The following is a 21,499-nucleotide window of genomic DNA, read 5'->3' on the forward strand; positions in this document are numbered from 1 at the left end:
GACCTCTCGAAGAGTAAGACATGACGAAGGATCAACGTTGATCCGTGGGCCAGTCTAAAAACTCTTCTTCTGCCCGGCAGCGGGATGTGGGCCGTTTACGGTGTGGGACAGTTCAGCGCAGCGGGTAGCCTTTCCTATGGGGCCATCAAGCGAAGGATGCTTCGATACTCCCGTATCAGGGCCGCCAACCTTTCCTTTGCCCATCGCGCACCGTAGAACCACAGTGTCGCGCCATCATCGAGCGGCTCGCCAACCCCCGGGTAACCACTCCAGCAGGCCCCATGGAATGCGGCGCTGCGACTGTCGGATATCAAGGCGTCCAAGCGGAATTCGTGCACACGCTCATCGATTTCATTGCGGGCATGCAGGGTCTTGGTCCGGTGTGCATGCACCGGAACCAGCACCACTCCGGAGCGGCGCAGGATATCCAGCGCTCTCAGGAAGGACGGGGTGTGCTCAATCAACTGATGTTCCTGAGCGTCCACCCATCGCTCGGCGAACCCCAGGCGCCTGCCCTCCAACGCACTGTCAGCCGTAAAGGTGGTGTTGTTCTGTACCAGGGGCACTTCCACCATTACCGGCCCGGAGGGGTCAATGCCACTCAGCGCAATCAATGACAGCGACGGGTCGCGCTGGAGTTTGAGGGGTAATCCGGGGACGTCATACCCCGGGATCGGGACGCCGCCTCTCAAGCTGACATGAGCCTGGGGATCGACGCCGAAAGCGATACCACCCGGGCTTGCAGGCTCGTGGGTTGGCGTTGCCAGACCCGACGACTCAGCAGGCCCAGGCACCGGTAGCCCCGTCGAACAGGGCAAGCCCAGCTGCCAATATTTCTTACACTTGCGCTCCATGAAACCCGCACCCGACAAATGACTTGCCGGGGATCATCGCACCGTTGCCTGGCGCCTGTCGCAGCACTGAAACAGTTTGAAAACTCCTTTTTTCGCACGCGCCTGCCTTCAGCCGGCGAGGTGCTCTTGCGCGCCTTGGGTTTCGACTTCCAGCCACCAGGCCACCCCGCGCTCAGGTTGATTCAAGCTGAACACCTGCCCCATCTGCGGCGTGGTGATCGACACATTGCGCTCCCAAGCCAGGGCCATGATGCGGTCGAACGGTTCGTGCCAGGTATGGAAGGCCAAGTCGAAGGTGCCGTTGTGAATCGGCAGGAGCCAGCGCCCCTTGAGATCGATATGTGCTTGCAGGGTTTGCTCCGGTTGCATGTGCACATGGGGCCAATCGACGTTGTAAGCACCTGTTTCCATCAGCGTCAGGTCAAACGGGCCGTATTGTTCGCCGATGCGTTTAAAGCCGTCGAAATAGCCGGTGTCGCCACTGAAGAAGATCCGTCGCGCGCCATCGATCATCACCCAGGAACACCACAGGGTCTGGTTGGCATCAAACAGACCGCGCCCGGAAAAATGCTGTGCAGGCGTGGCGACGAATCGAATGCCCTCCACCTCGGTACCCTGCCACCAATCCAACTGGCGCACTTTGCTGGCGTCTACGCCCCACTTGACCAAGAGGTCACCCACGCCCAGCGGCGCCAGAAAATAGCGGGCCTTGTCGGCCAGTTGCACGACAGCCTTGCGGTCGAGATGGTCGTAGTGGTTGTGGGAAAGAATCACCGCTTCCAACGGCGGCAACGCTTCAAGACTGATGGGCGGCTGGTGGAAACGCTTGGGACCGGCCCAGCTGAACGGCGAGGCGCGCTCGGCGAATACCGGGTCGGTGACCCAGAATTTGCCGCGCATCTTAAGCAATACGGTGGAATGCCCGAGGCGGAACACGCTGTGATCCGGGGCTGCCAGCAGCTGTTCGCGGGTCAGTGGTTGCACCGGGATCTGCCCTACCGGCCGCGTGGTGCGCGGTTTGTTGAACAGCATGTTCCAGAAAATACGCAAGGTTTTGCCGAAGCCCCCGTGCTGCACAGGCGCCTCATTGCTGAAGTGCTTCTGGTCCTGCTCGGCAGGCTTGCGCGTGGCTGGCGATGAATCGACACGGGATGAGAGGGTGGCCATGACCGGGTGACTCCTACGGCTCGCTCATAAATTACACTGCACAGTGTAGTTTCAAGATTGCAACAAAATCCGGAGCAAGTAAACTACCGAGTGTAAGTTTCCCTGACCTGAAGAGCCGAGCGCCACCCATGACTGCCCCTCAACGCCTCACCGACCGCAAACGCGAAGCCATCGTGGCCGCGGCCATCGCCGAGTTTCGCGCGAACGGTTTCGAGGTGACCAGCATGGACAAGATCGCCGCCACCGCCGGCGTATCCAAGCGCACGGTGTACAACCACTTCCCCAGCAAGGAAGAATTGTTCGCTGAAATTCTCCATCAACTCTGGGCCAGCAGCGTCGCCCAGCTCGACGTCAGCTACGCCAGCGACCGCCCGCTGCGTGACCAATTGCGCGGGCTGCTGGAGGCGAAGATGAAGATGATGTCGGACGCCAACTTCCTTGACCTGGCCCGGGTTGCCATCGCTGCCACCATCCATTCGCCGGAACGTGCGCAAGACATGGTGACGCGCCTGAGCAAGCGTGAAGAAGGCTTTACCCAGTGGGTGCGCGCCGCCCAGGAAGACGGCCGGCTCAATTGCAGCGACCCGGCGTTTGCCGCGCACCAGATCCAAAGCCTGCTCAAGGCCTTCGCCTTCTGGCCACAGATCACCCTCGGCCAGCCCACCCTCGATGCCGCCTGCCAGGCCAGTGTCATCGAGTCTGCCATCGACCTGTTCCTGGCTGGCTACGAAGTCACCCCGCCGCACCCGCTGTAACGCTGTTGTGCAAACGACATCCCAGGTCGTTTTTGACGCATTCGCCCTCTGTTTTGCGCAAATGGCCTGGAAGGACACTGATTATTCCCACGCGAATAACTGACAATATTCATGGGTGTTATCCGATCAACGGTTAAGCCTGCGAACGCGTGTTGTCGTATTGCACAAAAGAGCTGACCCTGGAATTTATGGAAAACAGACAAGGCAAAGGGCTTTCCTTTGCCCGGCGCATCTACAAGCCAAGGATCATCGGCACAGCCATGTGCTGCATCAGCGTAATAGCGGCGCTGTATCCATTGGCCAAGCCGGGCTGGATCTGGGCGTTGTTGCTGGTCAATGGTTTCGTTTGGCCGCACCTGGCGTATCAATGGGCGACCCGCTCTAAATTTCCCTACGACGCCGAGCAACGCAACCTGGTGTATGACGCGCTGTTCAGCGGTTTCTGGGCTGCCACCCTGCAGTTCACCCCGCTGACCACCGTGACCCTGCTGTCGATGGTTGCCATGAACAACGTGGCCGCCGGTGGCAAGCGCCTGTTGATACGCGGTGCCTACGCCCAGGTGCTCGGCGCGGGTATCGGCGCCCTGCTGTTCGGCCTGCAGTTCAACCCTTCGGTCAGCCTGGTTCAGGTCTACGCCTGCCTGCCCATGCTCACGCTCTACCCCATGGCCATTGGCATGGTCTGCTATCAACTGGCGATCAAACTGTCGGAACACAAACGCGCCCTCAGTGCATTGAGCCGCATCGACAGCCTCACGGGCCTGCTCAATCACGGTTCCTGGAAGGACCTGCTGCACCTCAAGTTTCACAAGTGCCAGCAACAGCAAAGCCACGCCACCATCGCCTTGATCGATATCGATCACTTCAAGCAGATCAATGACACCCACGGCCATATCGTCGGCGACGCGGTACTGCGGCAATTGAGCCTGGAGCTGCGGCGCAACCTTCGGGAAAACGACTTGGCCGGGCGATACGGCGGCGATGAGTTCTGTGTGATTCTTCCGCGAATGCCCCTGGAACAAGCGGCCCAAGTGATGGAACGCATGCGCGAAACCTTCAGCAATTACCGCAACCCGCAGATCCCTGAATTGCGCGTAAGCCTGAGCATCGGCCTGGCGGGGTTCCAGCCGTCGTTTACCAATGCCGCCATGTGGCTCGATGCAGCGGACCGCGCCCTGTATGCGGCGAAGGACACCGGGCGTAACCGGGTCAACGTGAGCGACGAGAAGGTCGCCCACTCCGCCTGAAACGGTGGCACGACAGCTCGTCTGAATCTTCCTGCCGACACACCACAAGAAAGCATAATGCCACCACTGGTCGCCTACCCAAAAAAGGTCCTGCCCTTGGGGCGAACTTCTTGTCAGGCTGATCACTCTTAACCCGTTGTTCCACCCCCTCTGTCAGCACAAGGAAGCTGACAATGAGCAAGTCAACCGTATGGCGCACGCCTTACGGGGGCAGGCGCATACCAAGGAAACTCCAGCAGCCTGCTTGTCCGAGCACCCGAACATGCTATTCAACGCGCACAAGAAAACCATAGAGTCCCTGCAACACACCCTTGCCCAGCACACCAGCCTGCTGGACGCCATCGAGCGCTCCATGGCGGTGATCGAATTCGACCTGCACGGCAACGTGCTGCGGGCCAATGCCAACTTCCTCCAGACCATGGGCTACCGCGCCGAACAGATTGAAGGCCAGTCCCATCGCATGTTCTGTACCCCGGCGTTCGCCCGCAGTGCCGAGTACAGCCAGCTGTGGTCGAACCTGCGCAACGGCCTGTTCCAGTCCGGCACCTTTGAACGGGTGGCCGGCGATGGCCAGTCGGTGTGGCTCGAAGCCAGCTACAACCCGGTGCAAGACAGCACCGGCCAGGTAATCAAAGTGGTGAAGTACGCCATGGACGTCACCCCGCGCCTGCAGGCCGAAAGCGAAGCCAACGCCAAGCTCGAAGCCATCGGCCGGGCCATGGCGGTGATCGAGTTCAACCTCGACGGCACCATCATCACCGCCAACGCGAACTTCCTGCAGCGCATGGGTTACACCCTGGCACAGGTCCAGGGCCAGCATCACCGCCTGTTCTGCACCACCGAGCTGGCCAACAGTTCGGCCTACAGCGATTTCTGGCGGCGCTTGAACCAGGGCGAACTGTTCAGCGGCCAGTTCGAGCGGGTGGACAAAAAAGGCCAGACGGTGTGGCTCGAAGCCAATTACAACCCGGTGTACGACGCCAGCGGGCGCCTGTGCAAAGTGGTCAAGTTTGCCTCGGACGTCACTGCCAGGGTGCAGCAACATGCCGCCGACGCCGCCAGTGCCGCCCAGGCGTACCACATCTCGCTGAACACCCGGGACATCGCCGAGAAAGGCGCCGAGGTGATCCAGCAAACGGCCAGCGGCATGCGCGAAATCGCTGCCGACATTGATGGCTCTTCGCAGAAGATCGCCAGGCTGGGCGAGCGTTCGCAGCAGATCACCACCATCGTCAACACCATTCGCGGCATCGCCGACCAGACCAACCTGCTGGCCCTCAATGCCGCCATCGAGGCCGCGCGGGCAGGCGAACAAGGTCGCGGCTTTGCCGTGGTGGCCGATGAGGTACGGCAACTGGCGGCGCGCACCAGTGGTTCCACGGCGGAAATCTCCAGCATGATCGCGATGATCCAGGATGAAACCCGCCAGGCCATCCACAGCATGGACGGCACCCGCGACCGTGCCGCGCAAGGCGTCGACCTGGCCAACCGCGCCGGCACGGTGATCCTGCAGATTCGCGAAGGCACCAGCGAGGCCGTGCAAGCGGTGAGTGTGTTTGCCAATGAGCGTGGGGCCAACTGACCCGATCTTCATGCGGGCGGCCGGGGGCTCGGTCTATAGTGCTTCACTGACTATTTGTTGATGACCCGAGCCCGCCATGACCCCAGAAAAGCCTGCAGCCGCCCCCGTCGACCACCTTCGTTTTCACCGCGCCCACGCCCACCTGGCACCGACCTTCGGCAATGACACCTTTGCCCTCAAGGCCGAAGCCTTCGCGCGCTTCTTCGGCACACCGACCTTCCTGGGCGCGCAAACCGCAATCGTGGTGCTGTGGGTGGTGTTGAACATGACCGGTGTCACGCACTTCGACGTGTACCCGTTCATCCTGCTCAACCTGGCGTTCAGCCTGCAATCGGCGTACGCCGCGCCGCTGATCCTGCTGGCCCAGACGCGCCAGGCGGCCCGCGACAAAGCCCAGTCCGATGCCGACGCCCAGCACCGTGAAGCCCTGGCAATCGCCAACACCGAACGCCAGGCCCAGGCCGCGCAGACCACCAAGCAGCTACTGGAGCTGCTGGAGCAAAACACCCGGCTCACGGAAATGACCAAACAACTGACCGAACATATCGAAAGCCTGACGTGCGAAATGCATGAGCACTTTGTGCGCAAAACCTAAGGCAAGCGCAGGTGCCGGCCCAGCTCATCAAACAGGGTCACCACTGAGCGCAACGCCCGGCAGTCAGGACGCGTGAGCAACCACAACGCGGTATCGTGCCCTGCCAATGCGGGGCCCAGCGGTTGCAGGCCTTCACCCAGCAGAAAATCCGGCAACGCCGCCACCCCCAACCCCGCGCGGACCAACTCGGTAACCGACAGCATGCTGTTGCAGCGATAACTGGGGCGCACACCGGGCAGATGCTCGCGGCGCCAAGCGACCGTGGGGTGATCGGGCAGGAAGTCATCCGGGGCGATCCAGGCCAGCTCAGCCAACTCGCCGCCTTCGTGACGGCGGGCATAGTCGACACTGGCGCAGACTTGGTAAGACACGCTGCCCAGGCACCGTCCGACAAGGTGCTCCGGCGGTGCCTTGGTCAAGCGCAGGGCGATATCCGCGTCGCGGCGGCTGAGGTTGGCAAAATCATTCGACGTACTCAGTTCCAGGGTCAGCGCCGGGTACTGCGGCATGAACTGCGCCAGGGCGGGCAGCAGCAACCCTTGCAGCACCGAGTCGGTACAGGTCAGGCGCACCGTGCCGCTGATCACTTCACCGCCCTGCTCCACGCCGATGCGCGCCGCTTCCAACGCCTGTTCGGCGCGTTCCGCCTGCTGCGCCAAATTGCTTGCCAGGCTGGTGGGCAAGTAACCGGCGCGGCTTTTTTCAAACAGCGTCTGGCCCAGTGCCGCCTCCAGGCGCCGCACGGCGCGGAACACCGTGGACACATCCACCCGCAACGATGCTGCTGCCCGTGCGAGGGTGCCGCCGCGCACCAGGGCGAGGATCAGCGACAGGTCGGGGTAGTCAATTGAATAGTGCGTAGCTGCATTGAGCATGTGCTAAAACGCCAATATTGATTGCGTGAACGCCAATCTATAGTGCGCCTCAGGACACCACAAGCCATGGGATGTACACGATGAAAACCACGCCTCCGCACCTCGCCCTGATCGGCGATTACAACCCCGATGTCATCGCCCACCAGGCCATCCCCGTGGCGCTGCAACAGGCGGCCGAGAGCCTCGGCCTGGGGGTGCACGTGCGGTGGCTCGACACCGATAACCTGCCCCAATCACTGCATGACTTCGACGGTTTCTGGTGCGTCCCCGCCAGCCCTTACCGCGACACTGACGGCGCAATGCGGGCGATCCGGTTTGCCCGCGAGCAACGCCGACCGTTCCTCGGCACGTGCGGCGGTTTTCAGCATGCCGTGCTGGAATACGCGCGCAATGTCCTGGGCTGGAAGGATGCCGAGCATGGCGAACTCGCGCCGCAGGCCAAGCGCGCCGTGATCGCGCCACTGAGCTGTGCCCTGGTGGAGGCCACCGACACCGTGCGCCTGGCACCCTACACCCGGATCGCCGAGGCCTATGGCACCCTGGATGTGCAGGAAGGTTATCGCTGCCGTTACGGCGTGAACCCCGAGTTCCTCGATGCCCTGCTCGAAGGCGACCTGATCCCCAGCGGCCATGATTCGGCTGGCGACCTGCGCGCGGTGGAACTGCTCGACCACCCGTTCTTCGTCGCCACCCTCTTCCAACCCGAACGCGCCGCGCTGCAAGGTATTACCCCGCCCTTGGCGATGGCCCTGCTCAAAGCTTGTCAGGCGACGTCCGAATGATCGCCCGCACACCTTCGCCGCCCTATTACGCGGTGATCTTCAGCTCACTGCGCACCGAAGGCGATCAAGGCTACGGCCAGGCGGCCAGCCGCATGCTGGAACTGGCGCGTGAACAACCGGGGTTCATCGGCGTGGAGTCCGCACGGGAAGACGGCCTGGGCATCACCGTGTCGTACTGGGAGAGTGAAGCGGCGATCCTGGCCTGGAAGCAGCAGGCCGAGCACCAGGCGGTGCGCGAACAGGGGCGCGCCACTTGGTACTCGGCCTTCCAGACCCGGGTATGCAAAGTCGAACGGGCCTACGATTCGACAAGCCCGCTCACCACAACAAGTACGCCTGCCAAAAAAAGCCGAGCGCCACAGGGCTAGCTCACCAGACTGCGCAACGCACTGATCTGCGGGATCTCCACGCGCCGCATATACACCCGCAGCGGCTCGGTGATATTGATGCGGTCGTCGATGTTCTGGTCCAGCAGCAACTGGATGCGTTCGCGGGACAGCGTCATGGTCTGCTCCGGGGCCGGTAGCCAGACGAATTCGGCGGTGGGGATGATGCCGTCATCGGCCACGTCCATGCCGAAGGAATCTTCGCTGAAACGCACGATGTACTGGCCCGTCTTGCGGTTGAGGCCAACAAAACCGTGGAGTTGGTCGGCGGCCTGGCAGATAAGCTCGGAAGTGATGCGCATGGTAAACCTCACTGAAAAGTCCCACTGGGACTGGAAAGATGGTTTACACGCGTGGCGGGAAGTACCGCCCTCTGACGGGGCAGCTGCGGCCAAGAATACTGCAATGCCTCCTTTAAAAACCCGAAAATTTTGCCCGTGCGCACGTTAATGTCGGTTTGGTGATAGCGCCTTTCGCAATCAATTGTTAAAAAGGAGGCCTTCTCAAAGCTACCTCCACGAAAGGACTTCGCATATGCCTGTCACGTTTACCAAGAGCGCCCTGCTGCTCGCCCTGATGCTCGGCCTTGGCCAGGCACATGCGCAAGACCCGATCAGCCCGGCTGAATTGGCGACAAACGAAGGCATTCCGTACCCGGCCGTGATCGCCCACCGTGGCGCGTCCTTTGATGCCCCCGAGTCCACCGCCGCCGCCTACAAGGTCGCCCGCGACCTGGGTGCCGATTACCTGGAAATGGACCTGCAGCGCAGCAAGGACGGCGTGCTGTTCGCCCTGCATGACAACAACCTGCAGCGCACCACCGACGTGGCCACCAAGTTCCCCGACCGCAAGGACGCCCCGGCCAACGAGTTCACCTGGAAAGAACTGCAAACCCTCGACGCCGGCAGCTGGTTCAACGCCGCCTACCCGGACCGCGCGCGCCCAGGTTTCGTCGGCCTGAAAATCCAGAGCCTGGACGACATCATCAAGATCGCCGAAGGCAACCCGCAGCACAAACCCGGCCTGTACATCGAAACCAAGGAGCCCAAGCAATTCCCGGGCATCGAAGCCGACCTCAAGAACAAGCTCCTGGACAAAGGCTGGCTGAGCTCCGCCGGCTCCAAGCTGGGCAAGAGCAACACCGGCGTCGGCCAGGGCAAGGGTCGCGTGGTGCTGCAAACTTTCGAAGTGGCGAGCCTGAAAGAGCTGCAGAAAGAAATGCCCAACACCCCGAAGATCCTGTTGCTGTGGGTGGGTGAAGGCAGCATCGAGCCGAAGAACAAGCAGACATTTGCTGAATCCGGCGAAACCACCAAGGCCGCCTACTACGCCAAGCAAGAGCCGAAAGACGCGGCCGAGTTCGAAAAGTGGGTCGACGAAGCCAAGAGCCTTGGCGCCATCGGCACCGGTCCCTCGGCTGAGCTGACAGACCACGGCGACCAGAGCTATTCGGACCTGGTCAAACCGGAAATGAACAAGCTGACCCACGACAAAGGCTTGCTGGTGCACGTCTACACCGTCGATGAGCCGGTGGACTTCGAGAAAGTGATGAAGGCCGGCGTCGATGGCATCTTCACCAACCGTGCCGCCGAACTGCTGAAGTTCTACAAGCGCTGGCCGTCGTCCAGCGTGCAGGACCTGCTGAACGACTATAAGTACTGAGTGAAGGCCGAATGGTCAGGCCGCCTGTGGTTGGGGCGTGACTACGGCCTGATCGTCGGCGAGCTGGGGCGCACCGCGCCCCATGCGCACTACGCCCACCAGTTGATGGTCTGCCCCGGCGCGCCGATCACGGTCAGCCTGGAGGGGCAGGTCACTTCGGCCCATCGCCTGTTTATCCCGTCGCGACAGGCTCACGCCATTCTTGAAACTCAAGGTGAGGTCACGGTGCTGTATGCCGAACCTGCCGTGTTTGATATCGCCCCTCTGCTGCACCAGGACCTGTCGCTTGAGGCCTTGCGCCAACTCCCCCGGCGCAGCCTGGATGATCCGCGCCTGGCGCGTGCGCTCGCCGCACTGGATCAACAACTCACCGGCAAAGTGTCAGCCCAGGCCCTGGCCCAGGCCGCGCACCTGTCATTAAGCCAACTGGAGCGGCTGTTCTGCGATCAACTCGGCTTGCCCGTGCGCCGGCTGGTGCTGTGGCGACGGTTGCGCATCGCCCTGCAACTGGCGCTGGCTGGCGGCACATTGACCGAGGCCGCCCACGGCGCGGGCTTTGCTGATTCAGCGCATTTCTCGCGGACCATGAAGCAGTTGTTTGGTGTGACAGCGGCGGCCTCATTGCGCCAGCTGGATGTTCAGCTGTTAACGTAAATCGTCCGGCAGTGGTGGTTCCTTGCTCAGGCCAACCGGCCTGAACGGATCACACAGCTGCGCCCCATACGCCCGCGGAAAATCCGGCCGGCTGCCAATCCCCAAGTCCCCCGGCCCCATCCGATAGCCCTCGCGATAAAACGCCGTGCCCAGCAGCCAGTCCCACAGGTTGAAGAACAGCCCGAAATTCACATCTCCGGCGCGACCGTACTTCATGTGGTGAAACCGGTGCACCGGCGCCCAGGCGAACACCCAACGCAACGGCCCCAGGCGCATGTCGACGTTGGAATGCTGCAACAGCAATTGCAGGGCAATGGCCAGCGCCAGCAGTTGTGCAACGTCCAAGGGAATACCCAGCAGGATCAACGGCAACAGACCTGCCGTGGCCTCGATCATCTGGTGCAGGGGGTGCTTCATCAAGCCGTTGAAGCCGTAGAGCCGCTGCACGCTGTGATGCACCGCATGCAGGCGCCACAGCGCGGCAATGCGGTGGCTGGCGTAATGCATCAAGGTGATACCGGCATCGGCCAGCACAATCGCCATCAGCAGTTGCTCCCACAGCGGCCAACCGCGCGGCCATAGGCCTTCAATCGCCAACAGCGCGGTAAGCCCCGGCAAGATCAACAAGCCCACGGCATTCAGGCTTTCATTGACGAGGGCGTGCAACGTGTCGCGCCGACGATCGCCCAGGCTGCGATTCCACTGCGGTTCATAAGGCAACCACTGCTCCACCAGGAACGACACCCCAACCGCTGCAATGAACAGCAAAATCAGCGTGTCTGGCTGCCACAGTCCGCAGCCAATAAAGCCGAACAGAAATGCCGGCGCATAGATCCAACTCACTAACCGTTTCATGCCGAGTCTCCCTTCAAGTGAGCCTCCAGCATGAAATCCCCCGCGCCTGGCGGATTGAACAAACTGCGCAACTGTTTGAATTAATTAAGGGTGAATTAAGTTGCGCTGGTTAATCTGGCCCCACTTAAACAGCTCACCAGAGAAGGACACACACCATGAAAACCCTGACCGCTTTGTTCGCCGCTACCGCCCTGACCCTGACCGCCGGCCTGGCCCAGGCAGATATTCGCCCAGACCAGATTGAAGGCCTGCTCAAGTCCGGCGCAGTGATGCCTTTCGAAAAACTCAATGCTGCCGCCGTGGCCAAACACGCGGGTGCCACTATCACTGACACCGAGTTGGACCACAACAACAGCGGCGTACTGGTCTACGAAGTCGACCTGACCGACACCGCCGGCAAGAAGTTTGAAGTGAAGCTCGATGCCAAGACCGGTGCTGTGCTGGAAGACAAGATCGACAGCTGAGTCACCGCTTCATTCAACGCCGCGCGCCTTCGGGTAGCGCGGCTTTTTTGTGCCCGCGCATAGGAAAATCCCCACTTAACGAATGAAATTACACCTACAACCCACAAGGTCGCTAAAATCCCACTCATTGGCCGGGGCATAACGCTCACCACCTTCCGGATCGAGAGTGCTGCATGGGGCAAAAAGCCGCCGACATCGCCACCATTGGCCGCATCAGTGCCGTCCCCGCGATGCTCAAGGTCATCAGCGACATGACCGGCCTGCGCTTTGCCGCCGTAGCGCGGGTGACCGACGACACCTGGACCGCCTGCGCCGTGCTCGACCAACTGGACTTCGGCCTCGGTGTGGGCGGTGAACTGGACCTCACCACCACGATCTGCCACGAAATTCGCGGCTCCCATGTGTCCGTGGTAATCGACAAGGCCAGCGAAGACTCGCTCTACCACGACCACCACACCCCGCGCCTCTACCAATTCGAAAGCTACATTTCGGTTCCCGTGTTCCGCACCGACGGCAGGTTCTTCGGCACTATCTGCGCCCTCGACCCCAACCCGGCCGACCTGCGCAGCAGCAGCATCCAGTCGACCATGGAGTCATTCGCCCGGGTGCTGTCCCTGCAGATCGAAGCCGAGGAAGCCGCGCTTCACACCCAAGCGCAATTGCAGGAAGAGCGCGGCACCGCCGAACTGCGCGAGCAGTTCATTGCCGTGCTCGGCCACGACCTGCGCAACCCGCTGTTCGCGATCAACTTCGGTGCCGAGCGGCTGCTGCGCAAATTCCCCGACCCTGCCACCGACACCCTCGTACGCCATATCCTCGCCAGCGGTCGCCGCGCCGCGCAGTTGGTCGAAGACTTGCTGGACTTTGCCCGTGGCCGCCTGGGCAGCGGCATCCCGCTGAACATCAGCGATTGCCTGGGTTTGCAGGAGGCCTTGCTGCATGTGGTCTCGGAAGTGCAAAGCGTGCACCCGCAACGGCTGATCCACGCGGACATCGGCGACCTGCAGGGCGTAAGTGGCGACCGCGACCGCCTGGCGCAGTTGCTCTCCAACCTGGTCGCGAATGCCATCCACCATGGCCGTCACGAGGGGCCGGTGGAAGTCACGGCAAAGATCGAGCAAGGCCATTTCAACCTGACGGTCAAGAACCCCGGGCAAATCGACGCATTGGCCTTGCCCCGCCTGTTCGAGCCCTACTCACGCCCCGCCAAGGACACACCCCAGGCCGGCCTGGGGCTGGGGTTGTATATCGTCAAGCAGATTGCCGACGCCCATGGCGGTGAATTGAGCGTCTCCACCAGCGCCGAGCACGGCACTGTATTTACGTTCCGCCTGCCAACGGCCTGATCAAGCGCCCAGGCGGGCCGTCAACTCAGTAAACGGTCACAAAACTGTCAAATCTCCTTGCAATGATTTGCGCATGCGAACCTGTAAAATCTCCTACGGGCGCTTCTCCTGCGAGCCCTCATGAACCACAGCATTGACCACAGCCACCAGGACTCCGACCTGTTTGGCTTGCTTTACGGTTTCCGCTTTCGCCCCGGTGAAAAGGGCGAGCAGATCGATTCAGCCACCGCGCTCCAGGCGCTGCGGCAACCAGACGACCCGGAAGAATTTTTGTGGCTGCACCTGAACCTCGCCCACGCGGCGTGCGAGCGCTGGATGCAGGCAAACCTGGACCTGCCGGAAGAGTTCTTCGAAGCCCTGCATGAAGGCTCGCGTTCCACGCGCATCGAGCACGTCGACTCGGCATTGCTGGCGGTGGTCAACGACGTGGTGTTCAACTTCAGCAGCATGGTCTCGTCGGATATTTCCACGCTATGGGTCTGCGCCCGCAGTCGCTTGCTCATCAGCGCGCGCCTGCAACCGCTGCACTCGGTGGACAAGCTGCGCTCGTCGGTGAAAGCCGGTGAAAGCTTTCGCTCGCCGCTGGCCCTGCTGGTGCACCTGTTACGCGACCAGGGTGAAGTGCTGACCCAGATCGTGCGCAAGACCAGCATCAGCGTCGACCATATCGAAGACCAGTTGCTGTCTTCGCGCCTGTCTACCAACCGCGCCGAACTCGGTGCGGCGCGCCGGGTGCTGGTGCGCCTGCAACGCCTGCTGGCGCTGGAGCCGGGCTCGCTGCTGCGCCTGCTCAACCGGCCGCCACAGTGGCTGCAAAAGGAAGACGTGAAGGAGCTGCGCAAATCCACCGAGGAGTTTGCGCTGATCATCAACGACCTGATGGCCCTGGGCGAACGCATCAAGCTGTTGCAGGAAGAGATCGCCGCCAACCTTAACGAGCAAAGCAACCGCACGCTGTTCACCCTTACCGTGGTGACAGTGCTGGCGTTGCCCATCAACATCATCGCCGGCTTTTTTGGCATGAACGTGGGCGGAGTGCCGCTTTCCCAGGACCCGGAAGGCTTCTGGATATTGGTGGCGTTGGTGGCGACGTTCACGTTGATCGCCGGGCGGTGGGCGTTCCGCAAACGCAAAGACTATTAACCCAGCCATTTAAGCCCCCCCTACAGCTGGAGGTTCCAGTTAAATCTCAAGGCTAAAGTAGCGGCACATTAAAAGACAAGCACATCACCTGAATGACAGGGAAGCGCCAACCCAAGTTGGCGCTCATTAAAACATTCATTTCAGACCGATTTACTTTTCTTGCCCTCATTTAGCACCATCACCGCCTCTGAGTGTTCCTCATTACCAAAAATCGTCACTGTGTAGTCGATTTTTTGCCAGCAGCACCGCACCGCGTAGGGAGGAATTTCAACCAGTACAGGGCCAGTATGTTCTGGACCGAGCACCACTGACTGGGCTGGATTTCCATCAATGTTTACCTTGACCGTAGTAAATCCAAACGTTGGGCGATTCTTAATTTCAGGAACAACAACCTCCAACCTATCAAAATGCCCTATCTGAACAGTTATACCGTACGCATTTGGAGAACCTTGAGGGATTTCAATTTGACGAAGTGTAGGAAAACTCATGGCACATACCTCTTAACGTTAGTAAGACACAGGCTTCACCACGATTAGAACAACCCGACTAACAAGCGTCTACTGTTAGAAATAACAGGTACATGCGAGTACTCGTAAAACAATAAAACTAAAATAGTTAACGAGGCCGTATATGAGTCACACAACACTGCAATCCCCGCCTTCAAGACGCATTGTCCATAATCACAGCGCAAGGATCGCTTAATTCCAAAAACACTGACCTGTGGCAGCATCTCTGTAACATTCTGCAATGACTATGAACGACATCCTCCCCACACTGGATGCCCCGGCATGGCCACCCCTTCCCTGACTGCCTCCCCCCACGCCTCACCTGCTGCCCCCAAACCCAGGCTGGACAAGAAGCCCAGCCTGGTGACAGTGATCATCTTCTTCGCCGTGCTCGCCATGGGCTTGCTGTTCACCGCCTACAGCCTGATGCACGACATGCATGAAATGGGCGCCCAACTCACCACCTGGACACCGTTCTTGCTGCTGGGTGTGGCGCTGTTGATCGCCCTGGGTTTCGAATTCGTCAACGGCTTCCACGACACCGCCAACGCCGTGGCGACGGTGATCTACACCAACTCGCTGCCGCCGCATTTTGCGGTGGTGTGGTCGGGCTTTTTCAACTTCCTCGGCGTATTGCTTTCCAGTGGCGCGGTGGCCTTCGGGATCATTGCGCTGTTGCCGGTCGAGCTGATTTTGCAGGTGGGCTCGTCGGCCGGTTTCGCGATGATCTTCGCCCTGTTGATCGCGGCAATCCTGTGGAACCTCGGCACCTGGTGGTTGGGTTTGCCGGCGTCCTCGTCCCATACCCTGATCGGCTCGATCATCGGCGTGGGCGTGGCAAATGCCTTGATGCACGGGCGTGACGGCACCAGCGGTGTGGACTGGAGCCAGGCGATCAAGATCGGCTACGCCTTGTTGCTGTCGCCGCTGATCGGCTTTGCGTTTGCGGCGATGCTGTTGCTGGCCCTGCGTGCCTTCGTCAAGAACCGCGCGCTGTACAAGGCGCCAAAAGGCGACACCCCGCCGCCGTGGTGGATACGCGGCATGCTGATTGCCACCTGCACCGGCGTGTCTTTTGCCCACGGTTCCAACGATGGGCAAAAAGGCATGGGCCTGATCATGCTGATCCTGGTAGGCACCCTGCCGATGGCCTACGCGCTGAACCGCACCATGCCGGCCGAGCAGTCGTTGCAGTTCGCGGCCGTGGCCGAAGTTACCCAAGTGGCGCTGGTGAAAAGCGCGCCGCAGGCACTGACCGGCGACCCGCGCCCGATCCTCTCGACCTACGTGCGCACCAAGGAAGCTACCCCGGAACTGGTCCCCGCCCTCGCCGCCCTGGCCGGGCAGATCGGTGATGAAGTCAAAGGCTACGGTTCCTTGGCCAAAGTGCCCGCCGAGGCTGTGGGCAACGTACGCAATGACATGTACCTGACCAGCGAAACCATTCGCCTGATGGACAAGGGCAAGGTCGGTAACTTCGATGCCGACACCCAGGGCAAGCTGCAACTGTTCAAGCAGCAGATCGACAGCGCCACGCGCTTCATTCCGCTGTGGGTGAAGATCGCCGTGGCCATCGCGTTGGGCCTGGGCACCATGGTGGGCTGGAAGCGCATCGTGGTGACCGTCGGCGAGAAGATCGGCAAGACACACCTGACCTACGCCCAGGGCGCCTCGGCAGAAATGGTGGCAATGCTGACCATCGGCGCGGCGGACATGTATGGGTTGCCGGTGTCGACCACCCACGTGTTGTCGTCGGGTGTGGCGGGGACCATGGTCGCGAACGGGGGCGGGTTGCAGATGCGCACGATCCGCAACCTGGCGATGGCGTGGGTGCTGACGTTGCCGGCGGCCATCCTGCTGTCAGGTAGCCTGTACTGGCTGTTCACCCAACTCTTCTGACACGCTACAAAAGCAAAATTGAACAGAGAATCAAATGTGGGAGGGGGCTTGCCCCCGATAGCAGTAGGTCAGCTACAGATAGACTGGCTGATACACCGCTATCGGGGGCAAGCCCCCTCCCACATTTTGTCCTGCCGTATTCAGTTGCTGAAGAGTCCAGCCATGGCCTTGCTGCGCTTCTTGTACACCCGCCTTGCCTCCAACGCTTCCTCCAGCGTCACCGGCACAAACCCAGCGCGCTGGTTCGGCTGCATTTGCCCGATCAGGTCCAGGTCGGCGCTGATCACCGTGCCGATCATCGCGTAGCCACCGCCCGACACCGCGTCTCGATGCAACACGATCGGCTCCAGGCCGGCCGGTACCTGGATCGAGCCAATCGGGTAGCAACTGTCGACGATGTTCGACGGATCCGACCCCGCGCCAAACGGCTGCTCCCGTGGCTGGAAACTCAAGGCACTGCCACCTTTGAAGCGATAGCCGATACGGTCGGCTTCGGAACCCACGGTCCACGGCTCGGCAAAGAAGCTGCTCTTGGCCGCATCAGTGAGGCGCTCGTAATACAGCCCCGGCACCACGCGCAGGGTCACGTCACCACCCACTGACCGGCGCAACGCCATCGGCAGGCTGTTGCCCGCCCGGCCCGTGCCGCTGGCTTCACCTATGGGCAATTCATCGCCCTCCTGCAAGCGTCGACCGTGAAACCCGCCGAGTGCGCCGAGGGTGTAGGTGGAGCGGCTGCCAAGCACCAATGGCACGTCGATACCACCGGCCACTGCAAGGTAGGTGCGGGCGCCGGCCTTGGGAAATTCAAAGCGCAAGACCTGCCCGGCGCGCACCTGGAACGCGGTGTCCTGGTGCACCACTTCACCGTCCAGGCGCGGCGACATCAAGGCACCGCTGAGAGCCACCAGCGCGTCCTGCTGAAACTCCAGCTCGGGGCCGATCAGCGTGCATTCCAGGCCCGCCGCACTGGCCGGGTTACCCACCAGGTGGTTGGCCGCACTCAGCGCGTACTGGTCCAGCGCACCTGACGGCGGGATGCCCAAGTGGTAGTAACCTTCGCGGCCAAGGTCCTGCACGGAGGTGGCGAGGCCGGGTTTGAGGACCTTGATCATGCCAGCGCCTCCTGCAGGGTTTTCGGATAGCCGGTGGGGTCGGCGAGAAAGGCATCGAGGGAAAATTCCACCGGGCGGATGCGCAGGTCGAAACGTCCTGCGTCCACTTCAGTCACTGCCTGGTCATAGGCGTCACGGTCCATGGGTTTGAACTGCACGATATCGCCGGGGCGGAAGAACACCATGTGTTCCTTCAGGTACGCCAACTGCTGCGCCGGGTCGTAGATGGGCGCCGGCGTCACGCCAAACATCTGGTAACCGCCGGCACCGCGCACCGAGTAGATGCAACCAAAACAGCCGCCATGGCCGAGGGTGAGCTTTGGCGTGTCGGTGCGCGGGCGCAGGTACTTGGGCACCTGCAATTGGCGCTCGCGCTCGACCATCTGGAACATGAACGGCAAGCCTGCGACAAAGCCGACCATCGACACAAACCACGGCGCACCGCTGTGGGCGGCAATGAACGCGTCGACATCGGCCAGGCCGTTGATGCGGGCGGCGTACTCCAGGTCGGTGCCGCTGGGGTCTTGATGGCGATCGCGAAAACGCATGAGGGTTTCATGGGTCCAGGGGTCGTTGTAGAGCACCGGGATTTCGATGATGCGCGTGCGCAGGGTGCGTTCGGCCACGGCCTGGGCTTCGGCGGTCTGCACCGCATCGAGCAATATGTGGGGCGCGATGCGGTCGGGGTCGAAGCGAATCTGGAACGACGCATTGGCCAGGCACACATCCAGCACGCCTTCCAGCGCCAGGCGCTCGACTGCACGGGTCACCGCCATGCCTTTGAAAAAAGCCTCCAGGGACATGCTGTCGCTGACCTCGGCAAACAGGTGTTCATCACCGCCGAAGCTGTAGCGGATGGGGGACGTTTCAGCCATGTCTGTTCCTCTTGGAATCATTGTAGAAAGGCAGGCGAAAAAAATAGGGGACCGTTTTTATTGGGGTGTTTTGACCGTGATGCCGGCTTGGTCCAAGGCTTCGCGGGTGGCTTCCACCAACTCCAGTGCACCAGGGGTGTCGCTGTGCAGGCAGATGGAATCGAATTCGATGAACAGGTTTTCGCCTTCTACCGTTCGCACAAGCCCGGTCTGACAGGCGCGCAGGACGCGCGCCGCCACCGTTGCAGGATCCAACGCCCGCACGGTGCGGGTAAACACGATGGAGCCCGTCAGGTCGTACTCACGGTCAGCATAAAACTCGCGCACCACCGGCTGCCCCAGTTCCGTGGCAATGCGCCAGATTACCGAGTTGGGCATGCAGTACAGCCGCAACGTGGGCTCGATGATGCGCAGGTTTTGCACCAACAGGCGCGCCGCTTCTTCATCACGAGCCAGGTGCATGTACAGCGCACCGTGGGGCTTGATGTGCTGCAGGGTCAGGCCTTGGGCGCGGGCGATTTCGCGCAGGGCGCCGAGCTGGTAGAGCATGTCGTCGACCAACTCTTGGGCCGGGGCGTTGATGTGACGACGACCGAAGCCGACCAGGTCCCGAAAGCCCGGATGTGCGCCAATGGCCACGCCCAGTTGCTTGGCGCGTTCGACAGTACGGCGCATGGTGCCGGGGTCGCCGGCGTGAAAGCCGGTGGCGATGTTGGCCGAGCTGATATAGGCCATCAGCTCCGCGTCGACACCGTCGCCGATGGTCCAGGGGCCGAAGCCTTCGCCCATGTCCGAGTTGAAATCCACTGCCTGCATCAGAGTCGCTCCGCCTAAGTGATGCTGGAAAAGTAGGCTGCGGCTTGACCCCTTGGGAAGATCTATTATCAGATGGCCCATCTTCTGAAAAACAGATACCGCTATGTCCTTGACCTTGCGCCAAATACGTTATTTCGTCGCCACCGCCGAAATCGGCCAGATTTCCCAGGCGGCCATCCACCTGAACATCTCCCAGTCGGCGGTGACCACGGCGATCAAGGAACTGGAAGCCATGCTCGGCGTGCAGTTGTTCGTGCGCTCAGCCCAGGGCATGAACCTGACCGACGCGGGCCGGCACTTTCTCAACCGTGCCTACGTGATCCTGCGCAGTGTCGACGATGCCCTGAACAGCCCGCTGCCCGACTACCGTGCCAGCGGCGTGCTGCGCCTGGCCGCCAGCTACACGGTGCTCGGCTACTTCCTGCCGCACCACTTGCAGCGCATGGAACACTGGCACCCGGACGTGACCATCGAGGTCTTCGAACAGGAACGCCAGGCCATCGAACAGGGCTTGCTCGACAGTCAATTTGATATGGCGGTGGTGCTCACCGCCAACCTCACCCACCCGGATATTGTCTCGGAAATCCTGTTCAATTCGGAGCGCCGCCTATGGCTGCCCAGCCATCATCCCCTGTGCGAACGCGGCGCCGTGAGCCTGGCGGATGTGGCCCAGGAGCCTTACATACTGCTCACCGTCGACGAGGCCGAACACAGCGCCATGCGTTATTGGGAACAAGCCGGGCAGACGCCCAAGGTGCGCCTGCGCACCAGTTCGGTGGAGGCGGTGCGCAGCATGGTCGCCAATGGCAGCGGCGTGGCGATCCTGTCGGACCTGGTGCACAGGCCCTGGTCCCTGGAAGGCAAGCGTATCGAAACACTCACCGTCACCGATCCAGTGACGCCGATGAGTGTGGGCCTGGCCTGGCACCGCGAGCGCGCGTTCACCCCGGCGATGCAGGCGGTGCGCGATTACTTCCACGACGCCTTCCTGGCACCGCAGCAATTGTCGGCGCGGCGTTAAAGGTGGGCGTGCAACGTCGCCGCCAACCAGTCCATGAACACCCGCACCCGCAACGGCAAGTGACGCTGGCCGGCGTACAGCAATGACACGTCCAACGGCGGCGCCGGGTAATCCGGCAGCACCGACACCAGTTCTCCATTGGCCAACAAGGTGCGTATCCCCAGCAACGGCACCTGGGTAATGCCGAAGCCGCCCAGGCACGCCGCTTGATAGGCATCCGTGCTGTTGACGGTGACACGCCCGGCCATCGGCACCCGCAGCACTTTGCCGCCCGACAGGTATTCGAAGCCGGATGAGCGAGCGCCCAACGGCCGTACGTAATGCACCAATTGATGATCCGCCAAGTCCGCCAGGGTCTGCGGCACACCGTAGCGCTGCAGGTAGGCCGGGCTCGCGCAGTTGACCATCGGCATGCTGCACACCCGGCGCGCCACCACGGTTTGATCGGGCTGGGCGCCTACGCGCAACACGCAGTCGAAGCCTTCGGCGATCAGGTCGACCTGGCGGTCCGAGCTGCTGATTTCCATCTGGATCAGCGGATGGCGTTCCATGAACAGCGGCAGGTGCGGCAGAATCATGCCGCGCGCCATCACGTTGGGCATGTCCACGCGAATCCGCCCGGTCAGTTGCGCCTCATCCTGGCGAAACAACCCTTCCAACTCTTCCATGTGCGCCAGCAAGTCCTTGCTGCGCTCATACAGCACACGCCCATCCTGGGTCGCCTGCACCTTGCGCGTGGTGCGTTGCAGCAAACGCGCGCCGAGCAACTCTTCCAGCGCTTGCACATGTTCCGACACGGTAGAGCGCGGCAGGCCCAGGCTCTCGCCGGCCTGGGTAAAACTCGACAGTTCGGTGACGCGCACGAAGGTGCGCAGCAGCTCAAGTTTGTTCATGGGATTG

Annotated in this window: 23 protein-coding genes; 13 read left to right on the forward strand and 10 right to left on the reverse strand. The window is 61.5% G+C overall.

The genetic code is table 11. From position 1 onward, the window contains the following. Nucleotides 1-134: 134 nt before the first annotated feature. Both KUA23_RS23475 and KUA23_RS23480 read right to left on the reverse strand, forming a co-directional pair. Complete coding sequence (locus KUA23_RS23475) at nucleotides 135-854, reverse strand: hypothetical protein (protein ID WP_250883562.1); 720 nt, start codon at nucleotides 852-854, stop codon at nucleotides 135-137. 108 nt (nucleotides 855-962) lie between these two features. Beyond that, complete coding sequence (locus KUA23_RS23480; protein ID WP_252992932.1) at nucleotides 963-2,021, reverse strand: MBL fold metallo-hydrolase; 1,059 nt, start codon at nucleotides 2,019-2,021, stop codon at nucleotides 963-965. 128 nt (nucleotides 2,022-2,149) lie between these two features. Here KUA23_RS23480 and KUA23_RS23485 point away from each other — a divergent pair, with 128 nt between their 5' ends. The 4 genes from KUA23_RS23485 (at nucleotide 2,150) to KUA23_RS23500 (ending at nucleotide 6,200) form a co-directional block, all read left to right on the forward strand. Then, nucleotides 2,150-2,776: a TetR/AcrR family transcriptional regulator gene (locus tag KUA23_RS23485; protein ID WP_078049908.1), complete on the forward strand. Its 627-nt coding sequence runs from the start codon at nucleotides 2,150-2,152 to the stop codon at nucleotides 2,774-2,776. A 188-nt stretch (nucleotides 2,777-2,964) separates the two neighbouring features. Further along, entirely contained in the window at nucleotides 2,965-4,023 is a 1,059-nt protein-coding gene (locus tag KUA23_RS23490) for a diguanylate cyclase (RefSeq protein WP_078049909.1), read from the forward strand. A gap of 262 nt (nucleotides 4,024-4,285) precedes the next feature. Then, the gene (locus KUA23_RS23495) at nucleotides 4,286-5,605 is read left to right on the forward strand and encodes a methyl-accepting chemotaxis protein (RefSeq protein ID WP_078049910.1); all 1,320 of its coding nucleotides are present in this window, start codon (nucleotides 4,286-4,288) and stop codon (nucleotides 5,603-5,605) included. Between the two features lie 76 nt (nucleotides 5,606-5,681). Next, a complete protein-coding gene (locus KUA23_RS23500) occupies nucleotides 5,682-6,200 on the forward strand; it encodes a DUF1003 domain-containing protein (protein WP_078049911.1) in 519 nt (172 codons plus the stop codon). Here the strand turns inward: KUA23_RS23500 and KUA23_RS23505 are convergent. Continuing rightward, a complete protein-coding gene (locus tag KUA23_RS23505) occupies nucleotides 6,197-7,075 on the reverse strand; it encodes a LysR family transcriptional regulator (protein WP_252992933.1) in 879 nt (292 codons plus the stop codon). The genes KUA23_RS23500 and KUA23_RS23505 overlap by 4 nt on opposite strands. An 80-nt stretch (nucleotides 7,076-7,155) precedes the next feature. Between KUA23_RS23505 and KUA23_RS23510 the strand changes: the two genes are divergently transcribed. Both KUA23_RS23510 and KUA23_RS23515 read left to right on the forward strand, forming a co-directional pair. Further along, nucleotides 7,156-7,857 (forward strand): CTP synthase C-terminal region-related (seleno)protein, encoded by a 702-nt coding sequence (locus KUA23_RS23510; protein WP_252992934.1) that lies wholly within the window; start codon nucleotides 7,156-7,158, stop codon nucleotides 7,855-7,857. Beyond that, nucleotides 7,854-8,225 (forward strand): antibiotic biosynthesis monooxygenase family protein, encoded by a 372-nt coding sequence (locus tag KUA23_RS23515; RefSeq protein WP_078049914.1) that lies wholly within the window; start codon nucleotides 7,854-7,856, stop codon nucleotides 8,223-8,225. Before KUA23_RS23510 ends, KUA23_RS23515 begins: the two co-directional genes overlap by 4 nt. On the opposite strand, the gene KUA23_RS23520 is transcribed toward KUA23_RS23515, so the two are convergent. Continuing rightward, on the reverse strand, nucleotides 8,222-8,545 hold the full coding sequence (locus KUA23_RS23520) for a DUF2025 family protein (RefSeq protein WP_032891062.1): 324 nt from the start codon (nucleotides 8,543-8,545) through the stop codon (nucleotides 8,222-8,224). The genes KUA23_RS23515 and KUA23_RS23520 overlap by 4 nt on opposite strands. Nucleotides 8,546-8,777: 232 nt before the next feature. On the opposite strand from KUA23_RS23520, the gene KUA23_RS23525 reads away from it, so the two are divergent. Together KUA23_RS23525 and KUA23_RS23530 are read left to right on the forward strand one after the other, a co-directional pair. Next, the gene (locus KUA23_RS23525) at nucleotides 8,778-9,905 is read left to right on the forward strand and encodes a glycerophosphodiester phosphodiesterase family protein (protein ID WP_078049915.1); all 1,128 of its coding nucleotides are present in this window, start codon (nucleotides 8,778-8,780) and stop codon (nucleotides 9,903-9,905) included. After that, nucleotides 9,906-10,559 carry a helix-turn-helix domain-containing protein gene (locus tag KUA23_RS23530; RefSeq protein ID WP_100492263.1) on the forward strand — a complete coding sequence of 218 codons (654 nt, stop codon included), beginning with the start codon at nucleotides 9,906-9,908 and terminating at the stop codon, nucleotides 10,557-10,559. It abuts the gene before it with no gap. Here the strand turns inward: KUA23_RS23530 and KUA23_RS23535 are convergent. Beyond that, nucleotides 10,551-11,414 (reverse strand): sterol desaturase family protein, encoded by an 864-nt coding sequence (locus KUA23_RS23535; protein ID WP_078049917.1) that lies wholly within the window; start codon nucleotides 11,412-11,414, stop codon nucleotides 10,551-10,553. The genes KUA23_RS23530 and KUA23_RS23535 overlap by 9 nt on opposite strands. 155 nt (nucleotides 11,415-11,569) lie before the next feature. Between KUA23_RS23535 and KUA23_RS23540 the strand changes: the two genes are divergently transcribed. The 3 genes from KUA23_RS23540 to KUA23_RS23550 all read left to right on the forward strand — a co-directional run bounded on the left by KUA23_RS23540 (nucleotide 11,570) and on the right by KUA23_RS23550 (nucleotide 14,367). Then, nucleotides 11,570-11,878 (forward strand): PepSY domain-containing protein, encoded by a 309-nt coding sequence (locus KUA23_RS23540; protein ID WP_214497357.1) that lies wholly within the window; start codon nucleotides 11,570-11,572, stop codon nucleotides 11,876-11,878. A gap of 173 nt (nucleotides 11,879-12,051) precedes the next feature. After that, nucleotides 12,052-13,224 carry a GAF domain-containing sensor histidine kinase gene (locus KUA23_RS23545; RefSeq protein WP_252992935.1) on the forward strand — a complete coding sequence of 391 codons (1,173 nt, stop codon included), beginning with the start codon at nucleotides 12,052-12,054 and terminating at the stop codon, nucleotides 13,222-13,224. Between the two features lie 120 nt (nucleotides 13,225-13,344). Further along, on the forward strand, nucleotides 13,345-14,367 hold the full coding sequence (locus tag KUA23_RS23550) for a transporter (RefSeq protein ID WP_078049920.1): 1,023 nt from the start codon (nucleotides 13,345-13,347) through the stop codon (nucleotides 14,365-14,367). Between the two features lie 140 nt (nucleotides 14,368-14,507). On the opposite strand, the gene KUA23_RS23555 is transcribed toward KUA23_RS23550, so the two are convergent. Continuing rightward, entirely contained in the window at nucleotides 14,508-14,855 is a 348-nt protein-coding gene (locus KUA23_RS23555) for a hypothetical protein (RefSeq protein ID WP_252992936.1), read from the reverse strand. A 300-nt stretch (nucleotides 14,856-15,155) separates the two neighbouring features. On the opposite strand from KUA23_RS23555, the gene KUA23_RS23560 reads away from it, so the two are divergent. Next, a complete protein-coding gene (locus tag KUA23_RS23560; protein ID WP_099494343.1) occupies nucleotides 15,156-16,772 on the forward strand; it encodes an inorganic phosphate transporter in 1,617 nt (538 codons plus the stop codon). Nucleotides 16,773-16,912: 140 nt separating this feature from the next. On the opposite strand, the gene KUA23_RS23565 is transcribed toward KUA23_RS23560, so the two are convergent. The 3 genes from KUA23_RS23565 to KUA23_RS23575 are packed head-to-tail and all read right to left on the reverse strand — an operon-like array spanning nucleotide 16,913 to nucleotide 19,578. Next, nucleotides 16,913-17,887, reverse strand: coding sequence for a 5-oxoprolinase subunit C family protein (locus tag KUA23_RS23565; RefSeq protein WP_252992937.1), 975 nt, complete (start codon nucleotides 17,885-17,887; stop codon nucleotides 16,913-16,915). Further along, a complete protein-coding gene (locus KUA23_RS23570; protein ID WP_252992938.1) occupies nucleotides 17,884-18,762 on the reverse strand; it encodes a 5-oxoprolinase subunit B family protein in 879 nt (292 codons plus the stop codon). Before KUA23_RS23570 ends, KUA23_RS23565 begins: the two co-directional genes overlap by 4 nt. Before the next feature lie 57 nt (nucleotides 18,763-18,819). Further along, on the reverse strand, nucleotides 18,820-19,578 hold the full coding sequence (locus KUA23_RS23575) for a 5-oxoprolinase subunit PxpA (protein WP_252992939.1): 759 nt from the start codon (nucleotides 19,576-19,578) through the stop codon (nucleotides 18,820-18,822). Nucleotides 19,579-19,681: 103 nt separating this feature from the next. On the opposite strand from KUA23_RS23575, the gene KUA23_RS23580 reads away from it, so the two are divergent. Next, nucleotides 19,682-20,599: a LysR family transcriptional regulator gene (locus KUA23_RS23580; protein ID WP_252992940.1), complete on the forward strand. Its 918-nt coding sequence runs from the start codon at nucleotides 19,682-19,684 to the stop codon at nucleotides 20,597-20,599. Here the strand turns inward: KUA23_RS23580 and KUA23_RS23585 are convergent. After that, nucleotides 20,596-21,492, reverse strand: a complete 897-nt coding sequence (locus KUA23_RS23585; protein ID WP_122685441.1) for a LysR family transcriptional regulator — start codon at nucleotides 21,490-21,492, stop codon at nucleotides 20,596-20,598. The genes KUA23_RS23580 and KUA23_RS23585 overlap by 4 nt on opposite strands. Nucleotides 21,493-21,499 lie beyond the last annotated feature (7 nt).

This window comes from Pseudomonas pergaminensis, from assembly GCF_024112395.2.
Classification (GTDB): domain Bacteria; phylum Pseudomonadota; class Gammaproteobacteria; order Pseudomonadales; family Pseudomonadaceae; genus Aquipseudomonas; species Aquipseudomonas pergaminensis.

Excerpts from the sequence above, each read along its gene's own strand:
- KUA23_RS23475 (WP_250883562.1), bottom strand. The coding sequence starts at position 854 with ATGGAGCGCAAGTGTAAGAAATATTGGCAGCTGGGCTTGCCCTGTTCG.
- KUA23_RS23480 (WP_252992932.1), bottom strand. The coding sequence starts at position 2,021 with ATGGCCACCCTCTCATCCCGTGTCGATTCATCGCCAGCCACGCGCAAG.
- KUA23_RS23485 (WP_078049908.1), top strand. The coding sequence starts at position 2,150 with ATGACTGCCCCTCAACGCCTCACCGACCGCAAACGCGAAGCCATCGTG.
- KUA23_RS23490 (WP_078049909.1), top strand. The coding sequence starts at position 2,965 with ATGGAAAACAGACAAGGCAAAGGGCTTTCCTTTGCCCGGCGCATCTAC.
- KUA23_RS23495 (WP_078049910.1), top strand. The coding sequence starts at position 4,286 with ATGCTATTCAACGCGCACAAGAAAACCATAGAGTCCCTGCAACACACC.
- KUA23_RS23500 (WP_078049911.1), top strand. The coding sequence starts at position 5,682 with ATGACCCCAGAAAAGCCTGCAGCCGCCCCCGTCGACCACCTTCGTTTT.
- KUA23_RS23505 (WP_252992933.1), bottom strand. The coding sequence starts at position 7,075 with ATGCTCAATGCAGCTACGCACTATTCAATTGACTACCCCGACCTGTCG.
- KUA23_RS23510 (WP_252992934.1), top strand. The coding sequence starts at position 7,156 with ATGAAAACCACGCCTCCGCACCTCGCCCTGATCGGCGATTACAACCCC.
- KUA23_RS23515 (WP_078049914.1), top strand. The coding sequence starts at position 7,854 with ATGATCGCCCGCACACCTTCGCCGCCCTATTACGCGGTGATCTTCAGC.
- KUA23_RS23520 (WP_032891062.1), bottom strand. The coding sequence starts at position 8,545 with ATGCGCATCACTTCCGAGCTTATCTGCCAGGCCGCCGACCAACTCCAC.
- KUA23_RS23525 (WP_078049915.1), top strand. The coding sequence starts at position 8,778 with ATGCCTGTCACGTTTACCAAGAGCGCCCTGCTGCTCGCCCTGATGCTC.
- KUA23_RS23535 (WP_078049917.1), bottom strand. The coding sequence starts at position 11,414 with ATGAAACGGTTAGTGAGTTGGATCTATGCGCCGGCATTTCTGTTCGGC.
- KUA23_RS23540 (WP_214497357.1), top strand. The coding sequence starts at position 11,570 with ATGAAAACCCTGACCGCTTTGTTCGCCGCTACCGCCCTGACCCTGACC.
- KUA23_RS23545 (WP_252992935.1), top strand. The coding sequence starts at position 12,052 with ATGGGGCAAAAAGCCGCCGACATCGCCACCATTGGCCGCATCAGTGCC.
- KUA23_RS23550 (WP_078049920.1), top strand. The coding sequence starts at position 13,345 with ATGAACCACAGCATTGACCACAGCCACCAGGACTCCGACCTGTTTGGC.
- KUA23_RS23555 (WP_252992936.1), bottom strand. The coding sequence starts at position 14,855 with ATGAGTTTTCCTACACTTCGTCAAATTGAAATCCCTCAAGGTTCTCCA.
- KUA23_RS23560 (WP_099494343.1), top strand. The coding sequence starts at position 15,156 with ATGGCCACCCCTTCCCTGACTGCCTCCCCCCACGCCTCACCTGCTGCC.
- KUA23_RS23565 (WP_252992937.1), bottom strand. The coding sequence starts at position 17,887 with ATGATCAAGGTCCTCAAACCCGGCCTCGCCACCTCCGTGCAGGACCTT.
- KUA23_RS23570 (WP_252992938.1), bottom strand. The coding sequence starts at position 18,762 with ATGGCTGAAACGTCCCCCATCCGCTACAGCTTCGGCGGTGATGAACAC.
- KUA23_RS23575 (WP_252992939.1), bottom strand. The coding sequence starts at position 19,578 with ATGCAGGCAGTGGATTTCAACTCGGACATGGGCGAAGGCTTCGGCCCC.
- KUA23_RS23580 (WP_252992940.1), top strand. The coding sequence starts at position 19,682 with ATGTCCTTGACCTTGCGCCAAATACGTTATTTCGTCGCCACCGCCGAA.
- KUA23_RS23585 (WP_122685441.1), bottom strand. The coding sequence starts at position 21,492 with ATGAACAAACTTGAGCTGCTGCGCACCTTCGTGCGCGTCACCGAACTG.